Source organism: Paraburkholderia caffeinilytica (genome assembly GCF_051027425.1).
Lineage (GTDB): Bacteria > Pseudomonadota > Gammaproteobacteria > Burkholderiales > Burkholderiaceae > Paraburkholderia > Paraburkholderia caffeinilytica_A.
Window position 1 is genome coordinate 1,703,060 of the sequence record NZ_CP186552.1, and the last position, 18,506, is coordinate 1,721,565.

The window sequence follows — 18,506 nt, forward strand, 5'->3', positions numbered from 1 at the left end:
CGGTGTGAGCGTGCGGACAGACTGTGCTTCATGAAGCTCTCCGAAAGGATGGCGCAAGGCATGGCATCGAGCGCCTTGCCTCCTGTCAGGCAGGTTTTTGCTTCGCGAGTTCCTCGTCGCGCAGCGCGCGGCGCAGAATTTTGCCGACGTTGGTTTGCGGCAGCTCGTCGCGGAATTCGACGAGTTTCGGCACCTTATACCCCGTCAGGTTCTTGCGGCAGTGGGCGATCACCTGTTCCGCGGTGAGCGAAGCATTGCGTTTGACGATGAACACCTTCACGCGTTCGCCTTGCGCGGCATCGGGCACACCGATGGCGGCGACTTCGCGCACGTCCGGAAGCGCCGCGATCACGTCTTCGACTTCATTCGGATAGACGTTGAAACCCGACACCAGGATCATGTCTTTCTTCCGGTCGATCAGACGGATAAAGCCGCGCGAATCCATCACGCCGATGTCGCCGGTGGCGAGCCAGCCGTCGTCGTCGATCACCTTGGCGGTTTCCTCCGGGCGATTCCAGTAGCCTTTCATCACCTGCGGGCCCTTCACACACAGTTCACCGGCTTCGCCGATGTTCGCCCACGTGCCGTCGTCTTTCTTGAAGCGCACGTGCGTGGATGGCGCGGGCAGACCGATCGAGCCTTCGAAGTCACGCATATTGCTCAGGTCCACCGGATTCATCGACACGATCGGCGAGCACTCCGTGAGCCCATAGCCTTCGATGATCGGCTTGCCAGTGACCGCCTTGAAGCGATCGGCAACCGATTTCTGCGTGGCCATGCCGCCCGCCATCGCGAGTTTCAGATTCGAGAAGTCGCGCTTGCAGAACTCTTCGTTGTCGAGGAACGCGTTGTAGAGCGTATTGACGGCCGTCATGCCGGTGAATTTCTCGTGACGGATGATCATCATCACGCGCTTCATGTCGCGCGGATTGGCGATCAGGATGTTGCGCCCGCCGAGTCCCATGAAGATCAGCGCGTTCACGGTGAGTGAATAGATGTGATAAAGCGGCAGCGGCGTGAGCACCGTTTCGATCTCGCCGCTCAACTGCCCCTCGGACCACGCTTTCGCCTGCAACAGGTTGGCGATGATGTTCCTGTGCGTGAGCATCGCGCCTTTGGCGACGCCGGTGGTGCCGCCGGTGTATTGCAGGAAAGCGATGTCGGCGTGCGTGGGGCGCACCGGCGTCAACGGCCGCGTGTAACCGATCGAAAGTGCGTCGAGCAGCGGCACGGCTTTGGGCAGGTTGTATGCCGGCACCATCTTCTTCACATGGCGCAACATGAAATTGAGCAGACGTCCCTTCAGATTCAGGCCGTCGGCGAGCAGATCGCCGAGACCCGTCACGATCACGTTCTGCACCTTGGTGCCCGGCAGCGCGTCTTCGACCGTCTTCGCGAAGTTCTCGAACACGATGATGGTTTGCGCGCCGCTGTCCTTCAACTGATGCGCGAGTTCGCGCACCGTGTAGAGCGGATTCACGTTGACCACCACGCCGCCCGCCTTGAGTACGCCGAACAGCGACACCGGATACTGGAACGTATTCGGCAGCATGATCGCGACGCGCTCGCCGGGTTTCACGCCGATGCTTTGCAGATACGCCGCGAACGCGGCTGCCTTGCGGCCGAGCTCGCCATACGTCATGCTCGCGCCGACGCTCACATACGCGACGCGCTCACGAAACTGCGCGATGCATTCGTCGAAGAACTGCACGACCGATTCGTACTGGTTGACGTCGATGTCATGCGGCACGTCCGCCGGATATGACGCGTACCAGATGCCGTCGGTGTTAGGCGTGCGGTTCACCGCCTGACTGGGGACCTGATCCGCTGCATGGGCCAAGGGAACGGGTCCGGCGGCGGGCGAGAGCGGGGCTTGCGAAGGCTGGGTCATCGGTCGTCTCCTGAAGCAGAGGCTTCATCTGTTTGTGTGCTGGTCTTGCAGCCAGTCATGAAGTAATCGAAGCAGCAATCAAAGCAACCATCAAAGCGGTTTTTACAGCAGCCCTGGAAGCCAGGCATTCATTGAAGCACGCGCTGAACCAGCCGCGACCTCAGCAACACTCAGCGTCACTCAGCGCTCCAGAATCGCCACCACGCCCTGGCCGCCTGCCGCGCAGATCGAGATCAACCCGCGTGCGGTGCCGGCCGGCTTGTCGAGTTGCGCGAGCATCTTTGCCAGTCCGGCGACGATGCGGCCGCCCGTGGCGGCAAACGGATGGCCGGTGGCGAGCGAGCTGCCGTTCACATTCAATTTTGCCCGATCGATCGCGCCGAGCGGCCCCGGTAAGCCGAGTTGCGTGCGGCAATACTCGTCATCCTGCCACGCCACGAGCGTACACAACACCTGTGCGGCAAAGGCTTCGTGAATCTCGTACAGATCGAAGTCCTGCAACGTGAGTCCGGCGCGCGCCAGCATGCGCGGCACGGCATAAGCGGGCGCCATCAGCAGGCCTTCTTTCTTGTCGAAAAAGTCGACGGCGGCGGTTTCGGACCAGCTCAGATACGCCAGTACCGGCAGGTCATGTTTAGCCGCCCATTCTTCGCTGGCGAGCAGGACGGCGGAGGCGCCGTCCGTCAGTGGCGTCGAATTGCCGGCGGTCAGCGTGCCCGCGTCGCGATCGAATACCGGCTTCAGACCGGAGAGTTTTTCGAGCGTCAGGTCGGCGCGCAGATTGTTGTCGCGCGCAAGGCCGCGATAGGGCGTCATCAGATCGTTGACGAAGCCGCGCGCATACGCCTCGGTAAGCTTGCGGTGACTCTCGTAAGCGAGCACGTCCTGCGCTTCGCGCGAGATGTTCCAGCGCTTGGCCATCAGCTCGCAATGTTCGCCCATCGACAGCCCGGTGCGCGGCTCGCCGTTGCGCGGCAACAGCGGTTTGAAAAACATGCCCGGCCGCAGTTTGGTCAGTGCGCCCACGCGTTGGCCGGTGCTCTTGCCGCGGTTCGCTTCGAGCAGGATCTTGCGCATGCGCTCGTTGACGCCGATCGGTGCGTCGGAGGTCGTGTCCACGCCGCCTGCAATGCCTACCTCGATTTGCCCGAGCGCGATCTTGTTGGCGACGAGAATGGCCGCTTCCAGCCCGGTGCCGCAGGCCTGCTGCACGTCGTAGGCCGGCGTTTCCTTCGCGAGCGTGGTGGACAGCACGGATTCACGCGTCAGGTTGAAATCGCGCGAATGCTTGATGACCGCGCCGGCCGCGACTTCGCCCAGGCGTTCACCGTGCAGGTTGTAGCGGTCGATCAGGCCTTGCAGCGTGAACGTCAGCATGTCCTGATTCGACGCGGTCGCGTAGGCGGTGTTCGAGCGGGCAAACGGAATCCGGTTGCCGCCGATAATGGCGACGCGGCGCACGGCGGGCAGCGGGTTGGACATGCTCGGCTCCTTTGGGTCGTTCCCTGGTTGTTGAATGGTGCGAATGGTGCGAATAGTGAGTAAGGCTTCTTTGCCGCAGTGTGTCTGTTAGCTCAACAACGATTGTCAGGCCGCTTCAATTCCATGCGATGACGAAAACATAGGCGTGTCTGCCGGGCTTCATAAGAGTTTCCATTGCATTCGGCCGCGCAAATGCGGTTTTTCCCCGGCAATGTCGCGTACCTCGATGTCGCGCTCGATCAGCGAAGACGATGCGCTCCAGAGCGTCGCTTCGCCCGGCAGCAGCATCGGCAATTTGAATTCGGCACTCAACGTCGCTTCGGCGAGCGGTTTCGGCGGTTGCAGCGCGGCGGCGGCGCGCGCCAACGTCCACATGCCATGCGCGATGGCGCGTGGAAAACCGAATGCTTTCGCGGAGAGCGCGGTCAGGTGGATCGGGTTGTAGTCGCCGGATACTTTCGCGTAGTCGCGGCCCAGTTGCGGCGCCAGTTGCCAGCGCGAGAGGCGCTGCAGCGCGTCGGGTCCGAGTTCCAGCGGATCGAGCGGATCGCCGCTTGCCGGCACGCCGCGTTTCAGATAGACGCTGTCGCCGTCCCACACCGCCTCGCCGCGACGGTACATGCGTGTATGCAGTACGAAGGCCTGGCCTTTGTCGTGACGCAGCAGCGCGCCGAATTCGACCTCGACGCGCAACATATCCTTGTAAGCGAGCGGCCGGCGCAGCCGCACGTGATTCGCCAGATGCACGAGGCCGAGTGCCGGCCAGGGAAACGCCGGGTCGGTCAGCATCTGCAGATGCAGGGGAAAGGCCAGCAGGTGCGGATACGTGAGCGGCACGCCGTGCTCGGGGATAAAGCCGCACACGCGCGAATAACGCCAGATCGGTCCAGCGTCGAGGACCACGGCGGGGCGCACGAGGCGCAACGCCGGCAAGTGCGTGTCGCGCCCACGTTTGACGATGCCGGACAACGCGCGCGCGTACAGCTTGGCCGGCGCGGGCAACTGCTCGATGACGACGGTCCTGGGACGGCCCGCGCTCGCTGCGTGACCACTCCGGAACGGATCCCCCGGTTCACGCATGTTCATGCTCCAATCAGGCTTTGTCCGCACACGCGCACGACCTGGCCGCTCACGCCCGCCGATCCCGGATGCGCGAGCCACGCAATGGCCTGCGCGACATCCACCGGCTGGCCCCCCTGGCTCATCGAATTCATCCGGCGGCCGGCCTCGCGGATGGTCAGCGGAATCTTCGCGGTCATCTGCGTTTCGATAAAGCCGGGCGCGACCGCATTGATCGTGATGCCGCGCGCGCGCAGATGCGGCGCCATGCTTTGCACCCGGCCGATCACACCGGCCTTCGACGTGGCGTAGTTAGTCTGGCCGAGGTTGCCGGCGATACCGCTGATCGACGACACGCCGATAATGCGCCCGCCGTCGCGCAAAATGCCGGCCGCGAGCAGGGCGTCGTCGATCCGCTCCTGCGCGGACAGGTTGATATCGATCACGCTTTGCCACGCCGCATCGGTCATCTTCGCGATGGTTTTGTCCTTGGTGATGCCCGCGTTGTGCACGACGATATCCACGCCTTGTTCGTCGAGCGCCGCGGCGATCTGCGCGGGGGCTTCGGGCGCGGCAATGTCGAAGGCGAGGGCCGTGCCGTTCAACTGGCGCATCGTCGAATCGAGCGCGTCGCGCGCCGACGGGATGTCGATGCCGATGACGTGCGCGCCTTGCGCGGCAAGCACGCTCGCAATCGATGCACCGATGCCACGCGCCGCGCCGGTGACCATGGCACGCCGGCCCGCGAGCGGCTGGTTCCAGTCGAACGCCGGCAAGGTATCGTTGGCGGGATGCACGCCGATGCGCACCACCTGGCCCGACACATAGGCGGAACGCGGCGAGAGAAAGAACCGCAGCGTCGCTTCGATGCCGTGCTCGGCGCCTTGCTCCACGTAGACGAGATTGGCGGTAATGCCGCGCCGCGCTTCTTTGCCGAGAGAACGCACGAGGCCTTCGAGTGCGCGCTGCGCGGTCCATTGGCGCGGCGTCGCGCAAGTTTCCGGCGGACGCCCCAATACAATGATGCGGCCGCATTTGCCGAGCGAGCGCAACGTGTCGTGGAAAAATCCGTGCAGCGGTTCGAGCTGGCTGCTGTCTTCAATGCCGCTCGCATCGAACAGCAGGGCGCTGAGCTTGCCGTGCGAGCCGGACTCCGCCGCCTCGAAACGGCCGGTCATCAGACCATGGCGATTCGCGAGCGGCACCCATAGCCCCGCGCTTTCATGTGCAACGCTGGTCACACCGATGCTCGTGACGAGACTCGCGAGCGCCTCGAGCAGATGCGGTTCGCGGCCCGCGCCGATCGCCACCAGTCCGTCGAACTCGGGCCGGTCCTCGCGATAGCGCTGCAGCACCTCGGGCTTCGGCAAGCCCAGCGAGCGCGCGAGGCGCGCGCCGAACGGCGAGTTGACGAAGTTCAGGTAAGAATCGTTCATAGTGTTCGTTGCTCCGCTGGCCACGCACCGAAGGAAGTCCCCATAGGGGACCTCGGACGTGTGTCAGTGTGCACCCAGTTTGAGACATCTGGGAGAGTCCCGCCTGGATGTTTTTTTAAAGTGCTCAAGCCGCGAGTTCCAGCGCTTTTTCGAGCGCGTCCTTGCGCTTTTGCAGATTGGCGAGCATGTCGAAGTCGGGCGGGAAGTCGTCGACCTGCACGACTTGTGCGCCATAGCGCGCGTAATCTTCAAGCACGCGGCGATCGTCGGCATCGATCAGGCCTTTCTGCTGCGCCGCTTCGGTCCACGCCGCCAATTGCGGCAGGCTCTGAGGCATCGGTTCGAGCAATCCTTGCTTGACCGCATCGCGCAGTTTCTGGTCGATTTGCGTGAAGCGCGGGTTCAACTCGAACACGAGTTCGCCGTAGCCGAGCGCATCGACGTCCGGATGCGGCACATACGAGTCGGATACCAGGCGGTTGCGTGCCGCGCCCGGTGTTTGCATCAATTCGGCGATCTCCGTGCCGAGTTGATCGGACGGCTCGCGATGCGGCAGGCCGAACGGAAACGCGAGCACGCGCACGAGACCCGCGGCGAGGCGGTTCGGATAGTTCGCGAGCACACCGTCGAGCGCGTGTTGCGCCCTGTACAGCGAATCTTCGACGCCCCAGCGCACCAGCGGCAGATCTTCTTCCTGACGGCCTTCGTCTTCGAAACGCTTGAGTGTCGCGGAAATCAGGTAGAGCTGCGAGAGCACGTCGCCCAGACGCCCGGAAATGCGTTCACGCCGCTTCAGATCGCCGCCGAGCACGAACATGGAGACGTCGGCGAGCAATGCGAAAGCGGTCGAAATACGGGTTGCCGCGCGGTAGTACGGCAGCAGCGGTGCATACGCCGTGCGCGGTTTGGCGATGAACGCGCCACCCGTGACGCCATAAACGAAACTGCGCACCACGTTGGAGAGCGTGAAGCTGATGTGGCCGAAGAAGGCCGCATCGAAATCGCGCAGCGCTTTGGCGCGATCCGTTTCGCGGGTGGCTTCCATTTCCTTCAGCACATACGGGTGGCAGCGAATCGCGCCCTGGCCGAAAATGATCAGGCAACGCGTGAGAATGTTCGCGCCTTCCACGGTGATCGCGATCGGCACCTGCTGATAGGCGCGCGCGAGAAAGTTCGACGGTCCCATGCAGATGCCCTTGCCGGCGGCGACGTCCATGCCATCGTTGATGACCATGCGGGCGCGTTCGGTGATGTGATACTTCGCGATTGCCGAAATCACCGAGGGTTTTTCGCCGAGGTCCACCGCGTGTGCTGACAGGCGGCGCGCCGCGTCCATCACGTAGAGATTGCCGCCCATGCGGCCGAGCGCTTCCTGCACGCCCTCGAATTTGCCGATGGCGGTGCGGAACTGCCGGCGGATCGCAGCGTACGCGCCGGTGCCGCGCACGGCGATCTTCGCCATCCCCACATTCGACGACGGCAGCGAAATCGCGCGGCCCGCCGCGAGACATTCCATCAGCATGCGCCAGCCGTTGCCGACCTGAGCGCGACCGCCGATCACCCAGTCGAGCGGAATGAAGACGTCTTTACCCGAGTTCGGACCGTTCTGGAACACCGCGTTCAGCGGCCAGTGACGGCGGCCGATGTTGACGCCCGGATGGTCGGTCGGAATCAATGCACAGGTGATGCCGGGCTCTTCATTGGCGCCGAGCAGGTGATCGGGATCGAGCGCGCGGAACGCGAGGCCGAGCACGGTTGCGATCGGTCCGAGCGTGATGTAGCGCTTGTCCCAGGTGACGCGAAAACCCAGCGTCTCGCGGCCTTCAAACGTGCCTTTGCAGACGATGCCGACGTCGGGAATCGCGGCCGCGTCGGAACCGGCATAAGGGCTCGTCAAAGCGAAGCAGGGGATTTCGTCGCCGCGCGCGAGGCGCGGCAGGTAGTGGTTTTTCTGCTCTTCGGTGCCGTAGTGCATCAGCAACTCAGCCGGGCCGAGCGAGTTCGGCACCATCACCGAAACGGCGGCGGCGGAGCAGCGCGTGGAGAGCTTCATGATGACCTGTGAATGCGCGTAAGCGGAGAACTGCTTGCCGCCGTACTGCTTCGGAATGATCATGCCGAGAAAGCCGCGCTCCTTGATGTACTGCCAGGTTTTCGGCGACAGGTCCTGCCACACCATGGTGGTTTCCCAATCGTTCGCGAGATCGCACAGCTGCTCGCATTCGACGTCGAGGAACGATTGTTCTTCGGCGGAGAGCGTGGCCGGACCGTAGCCGAGCAGCGTGTCCCAATGCGGGCGTCCGGAGAACAGTTCGGCGTCCCACCAGACGGTGCCGGCTTCGATTGCGTCGCGCTCGGTCGGCGACATCTCCGGCAGGATCTTGCGGAAGATGTCGAGCACCGGTTTCGTGAGCCACGCGCGGCGCAGCGGTTTGATCGTGAGTATGAGCGCAGGGAGGACGAAGACGATCGCGAGTACCGTCGTCGCCACCGGACCCGCTGCCCCGCTGACATGCGCGGCGGCCACCCAGACGATCATGAAGGCTAGCCACCATGAGGCACGCGCCTGAACATAAACGAGTGCGAGAGCGGCTATGACGAGTACCAGGTTGAACCACGGCATGACGTTTCCTCCTGTTTCGATAGTGCGTGCGGACGCATCCACGGGTCGCGGACGGCTCGCGTTCTGTTGATCTTCTAATTGGCGGTGTTGCTTGCTACGTGGTGCGCTCGGGGCGCTTTCATGTCACCCGTTTTCGGGCCACCGCTTTCGAGTCACCTTTAGCCGCTTCTTTTTAGTCGCTCTTTAGTCATTCATAAGCGGCTCTCGAGTCGTACCTGCTTCGCTTTTCATGTCATGTCTGCAAGTTCGACAGCATGCTGTTGCTTAGGTGCGGGACTTAGACGTGTTGCTCAGGTATGCGGTATTCGTGATACTTGCGCACGGGCGGCCTATGGCAGCGCCGCCCGCGCCGTTCGGTTCAAGCCGTGCCATGCAGCGCGGGTTGAAACGCACTCGTCTCGATGCTGCCACCGCGCCGTTCACCGTCCGAGACCTCCGGTCCCGACGATTGCAATCCGCCTGACGCCGGCGGTGTGCCCTCTGCCGGGTTCGCATCTTCCAACTGGCCTTCCGGGAGGCCTTCAGTGGCGTCGCCCAGCACGGCGGCGAACGTGGCCAACTGCGAGCCGTCGGGCAGGGGCGCTTTAAGCGCGGCCACCATCAGCGAGGCGAGACGCGCGATCAGTTGCAGGTCGTTCATCGACTTGCCCTGCGAGAACTCCGAAATCAGGCTGTCGGTATCGGTGCCGGCCAGCACGCCGGACAGCGCGCCGATCGCGAAGTGCAGACGCCAGCCGAGTTCTTCACGCGGCAGATGCGGTAACGCACGCTGGAAAGCATCGAAAAAGCGGATCGCCACCGACTCGTAGTGCGCATTCAGAAAGTCCCGGATGAACGCCGACGGATCGGTATAAGCGCGGCCCAGCAAGCGCAAAAACGCCTTGCCGCCGACACGCGGATCGCGCGAGAGCCGCAGCGCCGGAATGAACATGGCGCCCAGCACGTGCTCGCAGGTCAGACGCGCGCCGAGCATTTCGTCGAAGCGGTCGAGCAGTTTGAGCCGCTCCTGGTTGAGCCGGTCGAGCCGGCGCGCCAGCATCGAATGAATCAGCGATTCCTTGCTGCCGAAGTGATAGTTGACCGCCGCGAGATTGACCTCGGCACGCGAAGTAATCTGGCGCAGGGACATGGCCTCATAGCCGCATTCGATGAAGAGTGTTTCGGCAGCGTCGAGGATGCGGGACTTCGTGTCGCCGGCGTGCCGGCCTGTTGTGCGAACTGCCATTTTGCGTCTCCCAGTTGCCGGGCGCCCGGCCCGCAAACAAGCGATTCAAATGATCATTTGAAACAGCCGTTTTTTTCAGGATAAAGAAGGATAGGGACTGCGATCAAGGGCTCTGTGTGGACTAACTCCTCTAGAAGACCTGACGAAGGTCCGTTTTTCCCAATGGGCGCGGAAGCGTCAAACCGCGCGGAAATAAAAAAGGCCGTTCCGATCGAAATCGGAACGGCCTCGTATTGCTTGTTACCTGTTTGGCCTTGCGTTTGCTTTCTGCCGCCAGCTTTGTGCGCCTTGCTGCTTCTGCTGCGCGCCTGCCTGGCTTTTTGCTTTGCTTGTTGCTTAGCTTGTTACTTTCTGGCGGTTCGAGCCGCCTTTGTATCTATTGTGCCCGATAATGCGGCGGCGAAATAGCTGTTTAGTTCGAACGCTTAAAGCTGCGCCGCGATCTCTTTCGCCGATTGCGTCATGTCGATGCCGCGGCGTTCGCGGCTGAACGGAATCAGCACTGCGATCACGACAGCCACGATACCGATCACGACGGCCATGATCAGTGCGTAGTTGTTGCCATGCGCTTCGGCGGCGCTGGCCTGCAGCGGGCCGTTCACCGACGCGATCAGATTGCCGAGCTGATACACGAGGCCCGGGAACGTCGCGCGAATTTCATCGGGCGAGATTTCGTTCAGGTGCACCGGAATCACACCCCATGCGCCTTGCACGGAGATCTGCATCAGGAACGCGCCGACCGCGAGCAGCACCGGTGTGGACGAGAAAGCCCACAGCGGCAACACCGGCACGGCGATCAATGCCGCGATGAAGATCGCGCGCTTGCGGCCGATCTTCTCCGAGATGAAGCCGAAGAACAGGCCGCCGCAGATCGCGCCGATGTTCAGCGTGATCGTGATCAGCGACACCGTATGCGCGTCGAATCCATGCTGCACGCGCAGGAAGGTCGGATACAGATCCTGCGAACCGTGCGAGAAGAAGTTGAACGCGGTCATCAGCACGATCGCGTAGAGCGACAGCCCGACGTTCTGCTTCAGCGTGGCGACGAGACCCGGACGCGCTTTCTTCTCGAGTGTCTTGAACGCCGGCGATTCCGGCACATGTGCACGCACATACAGCACCAGCAGCGCCGGCAACACGCCGACGAAGAACATGCCGCGCCAGCCGATGTATTGATAGAAGACGCCGAACACGACCGAGGCGAGCAGGTAGCCGCTTGGATAGCCGGCTTGCAGGAGACCCGAGACGATGCCGCGCGATTTCGGCGGCACGGTTTCCATCGTCAGTGCGCCGCCCACCCCCCATTCGCCGCCCATCGCAATGCCGAACAGGGCGCGCAGCACGAGCAGGGTGGTCAGGTTAGGCGAAAAGCCGGACAGCAATTCCAGCAGCGAGAAGCACGCGATGTTGACCATCAGCGTTGGGCGGCGGCCGTATTTGTCGGCAAGCCAGCCGAAAATCAACGCGCCGACTGGACGCATCATCAGTGTCAGCATAATGCCGAAGGCAACTGCGGGGATTTTCGTATTGAACTCCGCCGCGATATCTTTCAATACGAACACCATTAGAAAGAAATCGAATGCGTCGAGAGTCCAGCCCAGATAGGCGGCGATCGTGACGTTTCTCTGTTCCCGTGTCCAGCTCATTGATTGTTCTCCTGAGTCTCCGATAACCCGTGTTTGACGACGGGTGGCTCTGCAGCCCCGTGTGCCCTGTGGCGTGGGCTTCGAGCGAGTGTACGCCGAGCGTTAAACGCTTGCATGATTGAACCCGCGTTTATCCGTATTAATACCTGGAGCGAATTTCCTCCTGAATCTCGCTGCATGGAGAATGTATTGCAAATGTAATTATCGTATTAATGATGTTTGCCGGTTTGTTTGTTATTTGTAATATTTATCCGGCATTTGCGAACGGTAATCCGGTCAATCCGGCACCCGGGTTTCGAGTATCGGGTAGAGGCGGCACTCGCGGGATTCCGGTTGGCGGGGGCGGACGCCTGCGGGTATAACAGCGGCTCGCGGCATTCGCGCCGTGCATATAAAGGGACTAACGAATGACGATTCCGCATCTATGCCTGCTCATCGTGGTGGTGTTGCCGTTTCCGTGGATCATGCTGGCGAAGGTCAGCAAGCGCTATGACAATGTCGCGCCGCGCGCCTATCTCGCGGGCCTCGAAGGCTGGCGCGCGCGTGCTTACGCCGCGCATCAGAACGCATGGGAAGCATTGGCGATGTTCACCGCCGCGGTCGTCGTCGCGGGGCAGGCGGGCGGGGCGAGCCCGTGGATCAACTGGCTGGCGATCGCCTTTGTTGTCACGCGCGTATTGCACGGCATTTTGTATGTGGCGAACCTGGCGTCGTTGCGTTCGCTGGTGTGGTTTGTCGGCGTCGCGAGTGCGGTGTCGATGTTTTTCGTCTCGGTGAACTGAGGTAAGGCGGCGCGGGGGCCGATGCTGGTGGATGCGTATGCACGTGCCTATGCGTCCGTCGGCGCTCACGATCTGGATGACTCAAGCGTTTGTATCGCCGGTGTTGTCACTGAAGGAGGCTAGTCTGCTCGATATATGCGTATGGCGCATCAGTCAAACAGAAAAATCAATTTGACTCATGTTGCGACGCGGAATAAGATCGTTGCCATCCCATTAATGTCGCCGGTCCCGACGCGCCATGTCACTCAAATCACTCACTTCAGCGCCTGTGCGGCGCGGACAAAAACCGCTGGTGGCGCTGGCCACGGTTACGCTGCTGACCGGTCTCGGCGCCGGTCTCGGCGGCATGTTGCTCGCCTTGCTGCTGCACACCATTCAGCACCTCGCATACGGCTACAGCATGACGCACGTGATCAGCAGCGAGAGTTTTCTGCAAGGCGTCACCGGCGCCGAACCCGAGAGGCGTCTGCTCGTCCTGACGACGTGCGGACTGGTGGCCGGGCTTGGCTGGTGGTCGCTGTATCGCTTCGGGCGGCCGCTCGTCAGCATTCGTCAGGCCGTCAAGTCCGACGATCCGCGCATGCCTGTGCTGAGCACCGTCGTGCATGCGTTGTTGCAGATTGTGACGGTGGCGCTGGGCTCGCCGCTCGGGCGCGAAGTCGCGCCGCGCGAGATCGGTTCGGTGCTCGCCGGCTGGCTCTCGCATCGTGCGGGTTTGTCGGCCGAGCAGAGCCGGATCATGGTTGCGTGCGGAGCCGGAGCGGGCCTTGCTGCTGTTTATAACGTGCCGCTCGGCGGCGCGGTGTTCGTGCTCGAGGTCTTGCTGGGCACGTTCGGCTGGAAGGCGCTCGTGCCGGCGGTTGTCACGTCGGCGGTGGCGGCGCTGGTCGCACAACTCGGCTTGGGCAACGAACATCAGTATCTGGTGCCGACGTTGACCTTGAGCACGTCGCTGGTGGTGTGGTCCGTGGTGTGCGGGCCGATTTTCGGTGTTGCGGCATGGGGTTTTACCGAGCTGACCAAACGCGCGCGTGCCGAGGCGCCTAAGGATTGGCGCTTGCCAGTATTGTCGCTGTTGAACTTCGCGATCATCGGCGTGCTGGCGATGCACTTCCCGCAACTGCTCGGCAATGGCAAAGGGCCCGCGGGAATGGCGTTCGATGGCGGCTTGACGATGAGCCTCGCGGCTATGTTGCTGGTGCTGAAGGTGCTGATTACGACGAGTAGTTTGCGTGCGGGCGCTGAAGGCGGCCTGCTGACGCCGGGGCTCGCGAATGGCGCCTTGCTGGCGATCGTACTCGGCGGGGCCTGGAGCCTGTTCTGGCCGGGCGCTTCTTTAGGCGCTTTCGCCGTGGTCGGTGCGACGGCATTCCTGGCTGCATCGATGCAGATGCCGATAACCGCTGTCGTTCTCGTCTTTGAATTTACCCGGGTGAGCCACGACTTTCTGATTCCGGTGTTGTTCGCCGTCGGTGGCGCTGCGTTGAGTTTTCAGGGATGCGTGAAGTGGGTGCCGGCGATGCAGCTTGGTCTGGGTCTGAATTGGAGTGGGGCGGGTAAGGCGCGATGATTGAAGCGTGGCCTTTAATGCCCATGAGCTGACCCCGGTTCCACCGAATCGAAAATCTGATCGAGGTCGTACGCGAGCAGGAACACGCACCCCGTCGTGCTGTGAAAACCGCGCTCGACGGTCCCCAGTTCCGCCACACCTACGCTTCCACGTCCTAGCACTCGACCGTTCCATGTCACTTCGCCCTCCAGGACATAGATGAACTCCGGCCGGTGTGAAGGTGATCGGGAAACGCCGCGCCAGGTGCGAATCTCACGAGCTGGATTGCGCGGCCGTTTGCCTTGCCGAGGTTTTTCACTTCGACACCCTGCGCGAATAGTGAAGCTATCCAGGGGACGTCGTTCGAATCGCTCCAGCGAAATTGTGGTGCTGTCGATGGATCATGAGTCATATCGTGCCGCCTTTCCGCGTGCGTATGTCCACATAAAAATTCGCCGGGGACGAACCCGGGAACTCGCGGCCGTTCGAGCGCGGCGGCTGCGATCAAAGCCACCGTGCGAGGCAGGGATGAGGCCGCAGTTGGGAGACCGCGATAATCCAGGTCGATCAGCAGAACTATGCGGAAACGATGCAGGAAAACACCAGGCTCGCTGCTGACACCCGCCAGTATACTGGCCAACTGCCGGACGCCGTCACTTCGGGAAGGTCAGAACGAATCAGGTCAGGCGCCGTTCGTCGGACTCAACAGGAGGAAGACAAAAATGAAGCGCTTCGTTTCCCACTATCTGGTTGCACTCGCAACGACCATGGCCTGTTCGTTCGCGGGGCCGGCGCACGCGGATGCCGCGCATCCCGTCGTCGCGTTGCTGCCGGGTGTCACCGATCCTTTCTACTTCACGATGCACCGCGGCGCCGAGCGGGCCGCAAACGAAGAACACGTCCAGTTGCTATTCCAGGTGCCCAAGGCATGGAACACCACCGAACAGGTGCCGATCCTCAAGGCGTTTATTGCCAAACACCCGGATGTCCTGCTGGTTTCGCCAGTCGATAAACAGCAATTGATCGGACCACTGAAGGAAGCGGCTGACGCCGGCATCAAGGTCATCACGGTGGATACGTATATCGGCGATGGCCACTATCAGACCGGCAAGGGCGACGCGGATTTCCCGCTGTCCTATATTGCTTCGGACAACCTGGAAGGCGGACGCGTTGCGGCACGCTCGCTCGCGAAGGCCATCGGCGATAAGGGTACGGTCTATTGCGAAAACAACAAGCCAGGCATCTCAAGTACCGATGCGCGTGCCGAGGGTTTCCAGGAAGAGATGAAGAAGCACCCGAACATCAAGGTGCTGCAAACGCAATATAACGAAGATGACGCAAACCGCGCCGCATCCCACGTCGCCGCGGTGCTTGCGCGCAACCCCGACCTTGCCGGCGTGTTCGGCGCCAACACCTTTTCCGGGAGCGGCGCCGCCCAGGGCGTCAAGGCGGCCGGCAAGCAGGGTGTCGTCAAGGTCGTGGTGTTCGACGCAGTGCCTGGCATCGACCAGCAGATCAAAAGCGGCCTCGTGGACATCGCGATCGCGCAGCGCCCGGATGAGATCGGCTATTACGGTGTGAAGTTTGCAGCGGACGTGATTCGCGGCAAGAAGATTCCGTCATTCAAGAGCACGGGCTTCGTGGTGCTCGACAAGACGAACATCGACCAGCCGGACATGAAGCAGTACATCTATTCGAACTAGGCGAGCGCGATCGAACAACGAGAACCTGTCCCCGCGTGCGCGGATGCGCGCACGTGGATACCGCTGCCGATTTTCCGGACGACTTTATGGATAACTCACGGCTCGACCGGCTCGCACTGGTCAGCAAGGTTTGGCCCTGGCTTTTCCTCGGTGCGCTACTGGTGTTTTTCGAAGTCTGGGCGCGGATATCGGATCATCGCTCGTTCATCTTCAACGTCTACAACCTGCAGTCGATCGGGCTGGCGGCGAGCGCGCCATTGCTGCTTGCAATCGGCCAGACGTTCGTGATCATCACCGCGGGCATCGACTTGTCGGTGGGATTTGTCATGGGACTGGCCGCCGTGTGTGTCGCGCAATTCACGCTATTCGGCAGCGGCTCGCCGTGGATCCTGCTGTTTTCCATTCCATCGACCGTCGCGGTGTGCGCGATCCCTGGGCTCGTCAACGGCGTACTGATTGCGCGGCTCGGTGTCCCTGCCTTCATCGGCACGCTCGGCATGTATGGTGTCGCGCGAGGGGCGGGCTTTCTGGCGGCGGGAAGCGGCATGACGGTGGCCGTAGACAATGCCGGACTCGCGTGGCTCGGCCGCGGCTGGATCCCGGTGGCGCTGACCGCGGTGTTGCTGGTCATCATGCACTTTGTGCTGTCAAAGACGCGTTTCGGCCAGTACACCTACGCAATCGGCGGCAATCCACAATCGGCGATCCGCGCCGGCATCAATGTCCGGCGCCATCTGCTGGTGATCTATCTGATCGCCGCTGCGTTTGCCGCGATCGGCGGCATCGTCTATACAGCGCGCTTTGCCGCGGGTGCCGCCAATGCCGGGGAGCCGATGCTTCTCGATTCGATTGCCGCGGTCGTGATCGGCGGCGCGAGTCTGTTCGGCGGCACCGGCAATGTCATCGGCACGCTGATTGGCGCTCTGATCATTGCGGTGATCGAGTTCGGACTGGTATTTATCGACGTCAACGCGTTCTGGCAATTCATCGTGGTCGGCATTGTCATCATCATGTCGGTGCTGATCGACCAGTACAAGGAACGTCTCGGAGGTGCCCAATGAGCACGCCGATCCTCGAGGCACGCGACATCTCGATCCGCTTCGGCGGCGTGGAGGCGCTCCGGCGCGTCTCGCTGCGACTGATGGCGGGCGAAGTGCTGGCGCTCGCCGGCGACAACGGCGCGGGCAAGTCGACCCTCATCAAGATCCTCTCCGGGGTCTATCACGCCGACGCGGGTCACTTGCTGTTCAACGGCACGTCCATGCAACTGCGCGACCCGCAGGACGCTCGCGCCCAGGGGATCGAGACGATCTATCAGGACCTCGCGCTCGCCGACAATCTCGATGTCGGGAGCAATATCTTCCTCGGCCGCGAGCCGACGCGTCGTCAATTCGGGTTTCAGGTGATCGACCGGCCGCGCATGGCGCAGGTTGCACGTGAAGTGCTCGAGCGTCTTGATATCGTGATTCCCGAGCGCAAGCTCAGCGGTCCGGTGAAGATGCTCTCGGGCGGTCAGCGGCAAGCGATCGCGATCGGCCGTGCCATTTACTGGAATGCGCGTGTGCTGATCATGGACGAACCGACCGCCGCGCTCGGCGTGCCCGAACAACGCAAGGTGATGGAGTTGATCGCCGCGCTGAAAGCTCAGGGCGTATCCGTGATTCTGATCTCGCATAACCTGCACGACATCTTTGCCATTGCGGATCGCGTTGTCGTGCTGCGGCGCGGCGAGGTGGCCGGCGAACGGCTCGTGGCCGGGACTAATGGCGACGAAATCGTGCATCTGATGGTGGGGGACACGTATGCGAACGCACGTGGATCGGACCACTGAGCGCCACCGCATTAATCAAATTTTCACAATTTATCAAGCGGAAATCGGAAATTTCTTCAAGGCCTAGGCCGGATCGCCTACTTGTTACGTAAAATTGACCACATATTGGTATCGCGTTACGCTGTCGCTCCAACGCAGCCTGCTTTCCATTTCTTACGCATCACGCGAGGTGGTCCCGCAGGCACGATCCGGAATGCGCAGGAGTCAGTACACGGCCATGAAGAGAGAGCTCATTGAAGATCTTGTCACCGCTGCCGCGGATTTTTCGCCCGACGCCATCTTCCTCGTGAATGAGCAGGGGCGTATACGCCATGCCAGTCCTGCATGCGAGGATATATTTGGCTACGCACCGGGCGATTTTGTCGATCAGTTCATTATCGATTTCGTAGTTCCGGCCGATCAGGACGCCACGCGCAGGGAAGCCAAGGAAGTGCTGGCCGGCCGCAAACGGGTAGGTTTTGAGAACCGTTATCGTCATAAGAATGGAAACGATGTCTACGTCACGTGGTCCGCGCGCTGGATGGAGCACGAGCGCTTGCGTGTGGGTGTGGCACGCGACGTGACAGAACTCCGTCGCCAGGAGGCCGGGCCCTCGGCGCTGTTGTCTGTTCTTGCGCCGTACGAACGCAAGGTGGTTGAGCTGCTGCTCACCGAGGCGACCGAAAAACAGATCGCCGAGCGACTTGGCCTGGCCGCCTCGACCACCCATTCCTATATCACCGGGATTTTCCGCAAATACGGTGTGCGAGGACGGGCGGGCTTGATGAGCCTGTGGCTCAAGCATCTTTCCAATGGCGTCGTTCAACCGGGTGCCAGGTAGGCACGGCTGTTCTCACGCGGGACGACCGCCCGCGCGCGGCAATACACGCTAGCCACGCGAGTAAGTACTGCCGGGTGATTTTCCCCCACACAGAGTCCGCCGCTTTTTGTACGCGGTTTCCGGGCTCTTATCTTGTTCTCTCAGGTTTCCGGCTCTTTCGAATTATTGTGGCTTAACGGTCGCGCTTCCAGAACCGCCGACGACATAGTCAAGCCGGTATGCAGCAACTGATGCTACTCGAAACAGCGTGCCCCACCTATCCTGCTAATCAGAGGGGTGACGAGCGGGCCAGAGTGGGGTACATCTGACATGCAAATTTGTGTACACAAAATTTTATTTCTTATTTCTAATTAGATAAGATATTTAAGTTTGCAAGATTAAAAAGAAGCACAGTATAGATATGGTCATGGCCATAATCTTCGCAACCACGTTTCGCAGGATTTTCCCTAAGATTTGATC

The 18,506-nt window shown here is 61.6% G+C and carries 14 protein-coding genes; 6 read left to right on the plus strand and 8 right to left on the minus strand.

Going from position 1 to position 18,506, the window contains the following annotated elements:
• Window positions 1–85: 85 nt before the first annotated feature.
• The 7 genes from ACOSV0_RS07475 to ACOSV0_RS07505 form a co-directional block, all read right to left on the minus strand.
• On the minus strand, window positions 86–1,891 hold the full coding sequence (locus ACOSV0_RS07475; RefSeq protein ID WP_434109661.1) for an AMP-binding protein: 1,806 nt from the start codon (window positions 1,889–1,891) through the stop codon (window positions 86–88).
• A 180-nt stretch (window positions 1,892–2,071) separates the two neighbouring features.
• Entirely contained in the window at window positions 2,072–3,373 is a 1,302-nt protein-coding gene (locus tag ACOSV0_RS07480; protein ID WP_434109662.1) for an acetyl-CoA C-acetyltransferase, read from the minus strand.
• Between the two features lie 159 nt (window positions 3,374–3,532).
• Entirely contained in the window at window positions 3,533–4,453 is a 921-nt protein-coding gene (locus ACOSV0_RS07485) for a MaoC/PaaZ C-terminal domain-containing protein (RefSeq protein WP_434109663.1), read from the minus strand.
• A gap of 2 nt (window positions 4,454–4,455) precedes the next feature.
• A complete protein-coding gene (locus tag ACOSV0_RS07490) occupies window positions 4,456–5,868 on the minus strand; it encodes a 3-oxoacyl-ACP reductase (RefSeq protein WP_434109664.1) in 1,413 nt (470 codons plus the stop codon).
• A gap of 124 nt (window positions 5,869–5,992) precedes the next feature.
• A complete protein-coding gene (locus ACOSV0_RS07495; protein WP_434109665.1) occupies window positions 5,993–8,491 on the minus strand; it encodes an acyl-CoA dehydrogenase in 2,499 nt (832 codons plus the stop codon).
• A 358-nt stretch (window positions 8,492–8,849) separates the two neighbouring features.
• Entirely contained in the window at window positions 8,850–9,716 is an 867-nt protein-coding gene (locus ACOSV0_RS07500) for a TetR/AcrR family transcriptional regulator (protein WP_434109666.1), read from the minus strand.
• A gap of 425 nt (window positions 9,717–10,141) precedes the next feature.
• On the minus strand, window positions 10,142–11,362 hold the full coding sequence (locus ACOSV0_RS07505) for an MFS transporter (RefSeq protein ID WP_434109667.1): 1,221 nt from the start codon (window positions 11,360–11,362) through the stop codon (window positions 10,142–10,144).
• 407 nt (window positions 11,363–11,769) lie between these two features.
• Between ACOSV0_RS07505 and ACOSV0_RS07510 the strand changes: the two genes are divergently transcribed.
• Together ACOSV0_RS07510 and ACOSV0_RS07515 are read left to right on the plus strand one after the other, a co-directional pair.
• Entirely contained in the window at window positions 11,770–12,144 is a 375-nt protein-coding gene (locus ACOSV0_RS07510; protein ID WP_434109668.1) for an MAPEG family protein, read from the plus strand.
• 238 nt (window positions 12,145–12,382) lie between these two features.
• The gene (locus ACOSV0_RS07515) at window positions 12,383–13,714 is read left to right on the plus strand and encodes a chloride channel protein (protein ID WP_434109669.1); all 1,332 of its coding nucleotides are present in this window, start codon (window positions 12,383–12,385) and stop codon (window positions 13,712–13,714) included.
• 175 nt (window positions 13,715–13,889) lie between these two features.
• Here ACOSV0_RS07515 and ACOSV0_RS07520 read toward each other — a convergent pair whose 3' ends face one another.
• On the minus strand, window positions 13,890–14,105 hold the full coding sequence (locus tag ACOSV0_RS07520) for a cupin domain-containing protein (protein WP_434110198.1): 216 nt from the start codon (window positions 14,103–14,105) through the stop codon (window positions 13,890–13,892).
• A gap of 310 nt (window positions 14,106–14,415) precedes the next feature.
• Here ACOSV0_RS07520 and ACOSV0_RS07525 point away from each other — a divergent pair, with 310 nt between their 5' ends.
• The 4 genes from ACOSV0_RS07525 to ACOSV0_RS07540 all read left to right on the plus strand — a co-directional run bounded on the left by ACOSV0_RS07525 (window position 14,416) and on the right by ACOSV0_RS07540 (window position 18,047).
• Window positions 14,416–15,396: an ABC transporter substrate-binding protein gene (locus ACOSV0_RS07525; RefSeq protein WP_434109670.1), complete on the plus strand. Its 981-nt coding sequence runs from the start codon at window positions 14,416–14,418 to the stop codon at window positions 15,394–15,396.
• A gap of 53 nt (window positions 15,397–15,449) precedes the next feature.
• Window positions 15,450–16,457 carry an ABC transporter permease subunit gene (locus tag ACOSV0_RS07530; protein ID WP_434109671.1) on the plus strand — a complete coding sequence of 336 codons (1,008 nt, stop codon included), beginning with the start codon at window positions 15,450–15,452 and terminating at the stop codon, window positions 16,455–16,457.
• Window positions 16,454–17,227 (plus strand): ATP-binding cassette domain-containing protein, encoded by a 774-nt coding sequence (locus ACOSV0_RS07535; protein WP_434109672.1) that lies wholly within the window; start codon window positions 16,454–16,456, stop codon window positions 17,225–17,227. Before ACOSV0_RS07530 ends, ACOSV0_RS07535 begins: the two co-directional genes overlap by 4 nt.
• Before the next feature lie 217 nt (window positions 17,228–17,444).
• Window positions 17,445–18,047: a helix-turn-helix transcriptional regulator gene (locus ACOSV0_RS07540; RefSeq protein ID WP_434109673.1), complete on the plus strand. Its 603-nt coding sequence runs from the start codon at window positions 17,445–17,447 to the stop codon at window positions 18,045–18,047.
• Window positions 18,048–18,506 lie beyond the last annotated feature (459 nt).

What these genes read in the sequence shown, in the direction of transcription:
- ACOSV0_RS07475 (WP_434109661.1), bottom strand. Translation starts at nt 1,891, where the DNA reads ATGACCCAGCCTTCGCAAGCCCCGCTCTCGCCCGCCGCCGGACCCGTT.
- ACOSV0_RS07480 (WP_434109662.1), bottom strand. Translation starts at nt 3,373, where the DNA reads ATGTCCAACCCGCTGCCCGCCGTGCGCCGCGTCGCCATTATCGGCGGC.
- ACOSV0_RS07485 (WP_434109663.1), bottom strand. Translation starts at nt 4,453, where the DNA reads ATGCGTGAACCGGGGGATCCGTTCCGGAGTGGTCACGCAGCGAGCGCG.
- ACOSV0_RS07490 (WP_434109664.1), bottom strand. Translation starts at nt 5,868, where the DNA reads ATGAACGATTCTTACCTGAACTTCGTCAACTCGCCGTTCGGCGCGCGC.
- ACOSV0_RS07495 (WP_434109665.1), bottom strand. Translation starts at nt 8,491, where the DNA reads ATGCCGTGGTTCAACCTGGTACTCGTCATAGCCGCTCTCGCACTCGTT.
- ACOSV0_RS07500 (WP_434109666.1), bottom strand. Translation starts at nt 9,716, where the DNA reads ATGGCAGTTCGCACAACAGGCCGGCACGCCGGCGACACGAAGTCCCGC.
- ACOSV0_RS07505 (WP_434109667.1), bottom strand. Translation starts at nt 11,362, where the DNA reads ATGAGCTGGACACGGGAACAGAGAAACGTCACGATCGCCGCCTATCTG.
- ACOSV0_RS07510 (WP_434109668.1), top strand. Translation starts at nt 11,770, where the DNA reads ATGACGATTCCGCATCTATGCCTGCTCATCGTGGTGGTGTTGCCGTTT.
- ACOSV0_RS07515 (WP_434109669.1), top strand. Translation starts at nt 12,383, where the DNA reads ATGTCACTCAAATCACTCACTTCAGCGCCTGTGCGGCGCGGACAAAAA.
- ACOSV0_RS07520 (WP_434110198.1), bottom strand. Translation starts at nt 14,105, where the DNA reads ATGACTCATGATCCATCGACAGCACCACAATTTCGCTGGAGCGATTCG.
- ACOSV0_RS07525 (WP_434109670.1), top strand. Translation starts at nt 14,416, where the DNA reads ATGAAGCGCTTCGTTTCCCACTATCTGGTTGCACTCGCAACGACCATG.
- ACOSV0_RS07535 (WP_434109672.1), top strand. Translation starts at nt 16,454, where the DNA reads ATGAGCACGCCGATCCTCGAGGCACGCGACATCTCGATCCGCTTCGGC.
- ACOSV0_RS07540 (WP_434109673.1), top strand. Translation starts at nt 17,445, where the DNA reads ATGAAGAGAGAGCTCATTGAAGATCTTGTCACCGCTGCCGCGGATTTT.